Annotated in this window: 4 protein-coding genes; 3 read left to right on the forward strand and 1 reads right to left on the reverse strand. The window is 67.6% G+C overall.

The features are described from left to right. The first annotated feature begins 148 nt into the window (after nucleotides 1–148). A complete protein-coding gene (locus ACFSKW_RS50075; RefSeq protein ID WP_379582100.1) occupies nucleotides 149–685 on the forward strand; it encodes an Ig-like domain-containing domain in 537 nt (178 codons plus the stop codon). A gap of 254 nt (nucleotides 686–939) precedes the next feature. Continuing rightward, nucleotides 940–1,554, forward strand: coding sequence for a DUF6461 domain-containing protein (locus ACFSKW_RS50080; protein ID WP_379582102.1), 615 nt, complete (start codon nucleotides 940–942; stop codon nucleotides 1,552–1,554). 305 nt (nucleotides 1,555–1,859) lie between these two features. Here ACFSKW_RS50080 and ACFSKW_RS50085 read toward each other — a convergent pair whose 3' ends face one another. Further along, nucleotides 1,860–2,891 carry an SMP-30/gluconolactonase/LRE family protein gene (locus ACFSKW_RS50085; protein WP_379582104.1) on the reverse strand — a complete coding sequence of 344 codons (1,032 nt, stop codon included), beginning with the start codon at nucleotides 2,889–2,891 and terminating at the stop codon, nucleotides 1,860–1,862. 109 nt (nucleotides 2,892–3,000) lie between these two features. Between ACFSKW_RS50085 and ACFSKW_RS50090 the strand changes: the two genes are divergently transcribed. Next, nucleotides 3,001–3,444: a MarR family winged helix-turn-helix transcriptional regulator gene (locus ACFSKW_RS50090; RefSeq protein ID WP_379582106.1), complete on the forward strand. Its 444-nt coding sequence runs from the start codon at nucleotides 3,001–3,003 to the stop codon at nucleotides 3,442–3,444. Nucleotides 3,445–3,704 lie beyond the last annotated feature (260 nt).

A 3,704-nucleotide genomic window follows, 5' to 3' on the forward strand; every position in this document is an offset into this window, starting at 1 on the left:
TAGGTCAAGTCGACCGGCTTGCAACGAGCCTGTGACCTGCCGCTTCAGGATGAAAAGGGCTCACGGAAGACGTCCTTTCGGTTGCACGGATGAGCGGGCCAGGGCGAGGCGGACCGTTCCCTGCTGCGTCGCCAACCCGGACGAGGCGATGCTGCCGTTGCCGATGGAGCACGTCGCCGGGGCCTTTCAACCTGCGCCAGGGGCTGACTCCACAACCGTCCTGTCCATCACGCCCGCTCAGCCACTGGCCGAGCGCACCGAATACACGGTTGAGGTGACCGGCGCCAAGGATGACGCGGGCAACGTGATGGCGTTGCACACCTGGTCGTTCGCCACGAAGGAGCTCCCACCGCCGCCGAACTCACCGACGGTGGCCAGCGAATACGTACGGCCGACCAACACCGCAGACGCGACCACCACACTCACCCCCGAGTTCCGGGCCGAGGTCACCGACCCCGACGACCGGCCCATGACACTCACCGTCGAGGTCCAACACGACCCCGCCGTCCCCAGCCAAGGCACCGGAGCCATCTGGACCGGCACCACCACAACCACCGTCGCCTCCGGCAACTACACCGGCATCTTCGTCCCGTCCGGGAAACTCACCGACGGATGGAAGGTCCGCCGGCGCGCCCGCGCCACCGCCGCCGGCTCAACGGCGCCTGGACCACCTGGGCCCCCTTGACCAGGCGGGCGAACAGCGAACTCGCCCCCGACGGCGTGCTACACGGCGCACAACAAGGCCGCCGGACGCGATCTGGGGGCTTTCTACTCCCGCTATCGCGTCTTCACCTCGAGCTCCCATGAAGGCGGCGCGGGCAACTGGCCGTCCAACGCCTTCTGGGTCAGAATCCGCACCGGCACGCCACCGTCATAACTCCGCAGTCAGGAGGGGGCATCCTCTGGGATGCCCCCTCCTGGCGCACCGACAATCGGGAGGTGATCACGCGGTCGCCGACGTACCTGCACGACCTTCTGGTCTCGACTCTCTTCACCGAAGAACTCGATCACGACATGGACCTGTGGTCGCTGGGATTCAGCGCCCTTTGGATCAAGGGAGCGGATCTCGGCACCCTCGCCCAAGCCTTCTCCTTGGACCTCTCCGCCCGCACCCCGAGCCACCTGAGCGAAATCCTCGACCACAACGGCGACGACGGTTCTCTCTGGGTAGCCGAGGCCGGAGGTTGGACGGGCATCATGCCGGCACGTTCCGGCGACGCTTTCCTGCTGTCGCTGACCGAAGGAGGCCGTCACGCCCTCAGCTTCAGCATGGACGTCAACGGCCATGACAGCTTCAAGTACATCCGGGACGGGGACACCATCGTCTCTTTCCGGCCCACCTGGCCCGACTCCAAGCACGGCAGCGACCCGCACGCGCTCGATCACCTGATGGATGGGCTGCGCTTTCAGGTCAGTGGCGACGACAACCCCGTGGAAGAGGACGAGAGCATCAGCTCGACCCTGGCGTTGATCGGCCGCATAACGAAAACGGACATGGCCGCTGACTGGCTTGAGGCGGTGCACTCTCGCATTGGACTGACCTCAATTTCCTGAAGCGCGCCGTGAACTGTTGGACCGGATCCTGATCCTCAGCGAACCCCCTCATGCTCCGCGCGTACCTGATCCACTACAACGGGCACAGGCCGCACCAAGCCTGGAACCAACATCCCCCGGATACCGCACCGCAGCCCACCCGCGATGTGACCGACCTCAACGACCAGCGGTCCATCCGCCGAAACCCGGTCGTCGCAGGCATGATCAGCGGCGGAGCCAATCGCTGAGTTCCTCCGGGCCTGAGTCGGCGCTCTGGGCGGTTTCTTACGCGGACGTCGGCCGTCCGCCGGCCTCCGGTGCGCCGGTCAGACGCCCCGCACGGAGGCGATGGTGAAGGGCCGCTGGGGCGTCCCCTCGCCGACCGGACCGCCCTTGTCGAACTGGGAACGGACCACATAGAGCGTTCCTCTGCTGCGCACCAGCGTCGTCGGGAACTGCAGTGCATCGTCGGTCACGCGTCGCTCCATCCGGGCCGACGTGCCGTCCGCGGCGATCCGCCACCGGGTGATGGTGTCGGTGACGTTGTGGGCCACCCAGAGCGTGCCGTGCCGCAACTCCAGCCCGTCGGCGTACTTCATGTCGCCGCCGCGCAGGGCGACCCTGCCGATCGCGCCCGAGGAGAGGTCGAGCCGGTACAGGTCGCCCCCGGTCAGGTCCACGGTCAGCAGGAAGCGTCCGGAGGGGTCGGCGACGATCCCGTTGAGCGTGAACGCGCTCGGCTCGTGCGGTTCCAGCGCGTCCTTGAGGTCGTAGCGGGGCTCGAGGGGGGCGGACCGCCCGCTCGCCTTGGCCACCTGGTCAGGCGTGACGCGATAGACCACGGCGCGGACGCTGTCGGTCAGGTAGGCGGTGCCGTCGGGGGTGATCGCGACGTCGTTGACGAACCGGGGGTCCCGCCCCTCGACTTCGAAGGCGGCCAGCAACCGGCGGGTGCGGGTGTCGTAGACGGACACGCCGGTCGTGGAGTCCGTCACCCACAGGCGCCCGAGGCGGTCAACCTTCAGACCGTTGGCGGTGTCGCGCCCATCCGCGCCCGCCGGCAGGAAGACCGAGGCCGCGCGCCCGCCGGGCGTCATCTTGAAGATCGTTCCGTCGGTGTACGAGCCGGCGTAGAGGTCTCCGGTGCGGGAGTCGGCGGCGATGCCCTCGGGGTAGACCCGCTCGCCCGGCAGTTCGTACGCCGGGGATATCCGCGCGTGCGCCGGGGCGTGGGCGGGCACCGCCTGGGGATGGGCGGGTACGACCACGACCGTGCCTGCCGTGTCGGCCCGTGCGGGAACCACGCAGGTCAGGGCGGCGAGGGCCGCGGCTGCGATGGCCTTGCGAAGGGGAGGCATGCGTCGCTCCTGAGGTTGATAGCTCTCTATTCTTTGAATGAACACATATGATAATTAGAGCTCTAATATTCGTCAACAGGCGAGCGCATGAGGCCGCTACCATGCGAAGATGACCTCGATGCCGGTTCCCGAGCGCCTGGGCAGCCACCTCAAGCGCGCCGAGCAAGCGCTCAGCGCGGCCAAGAGCGCCGCACTCAAGGGGACCGGCCTGACGGTGCCGCAGTACGCGGCACTCCTTCACCTCTCCGACAACCCCGGCATCTCAGCCGCGGCGCTGGCGAGGGCCTGCGCGGTCACCGCCCCCACCATGAACACTGTGCTCAGAAACCTCCAGGAGAGCGGCCTCATCGAGCGCTCCCCGCATGAGTGGCACAAGAACATCCTGGAGACCCGGCTCACTGAGAAGGGCGAGAAGGTGCTGGCCGAAGCCGACACCCGCGCGGTGCGGGTCGAGCGCGGACTGGCCGCCGAGTTCAGCCCGGAGGAGCGGGACACGCTCGTCACCCTGCTGGGGCGATGCATCGACCACCTCCAGTCCACCCGCCACGCGTAGCCCGCGGCCCGGTCCGCCGATCCTGCCTTCCGGCCGCCCGACGGCGTCCGGGCATGGCGCTTCCCCACGCACGTGGCACCCTGTGGGTGCCAAGAACTCGACCATCCCATGCGACCTGCGCGTATTCGTGGATCAGCCCGCCGAGGCGGTCGCGTCGGATGATCTTGAAATCGTCCTCGACCGGGTCAGGAAGGGCTGGTCACGTCCACGGACGTGGTGTATGAATCGATCTTCGCGTGATCCTGTTTATGCAGGTTAAG

This window comes from Nonomuraea mangrovi (assembly GCF_042681425.1).
Lineage (GTDB): Bacteria > Actinomycetota > Actinomycetes > Streptosporangiales > Streptosporangiaceae > Nonomuraea > Nonomuraea mangrovi.

What these genes read in the sequence shown, in the direction of transcription:
- ACFSKW_RS50090 (WP_379582106.1), top strand. Translation starts at nt 3,001, where the DNA reads ATGACCTCGATGCCGGTTCCCGAGCGCCTGGGCAGCCACCTCAAGCGC.
- ACFSKW_RS50085 (WP_379582104.1), bottom strand. Translation starts at nt 2,891, where the DNA reads ATGCCTCCCCTTCGCAAGGCCATCGCAGCCGCGGCCCTCGCCGCCCTG.
- ACFSKW_RS50075 (WP_379582100.1), top strand. Translation starts at nt 149, where the DNA reads ATGCTGCCGTTGCCGATGGAGCACGTCGCCGGGGCCTTTCAACCTGCG.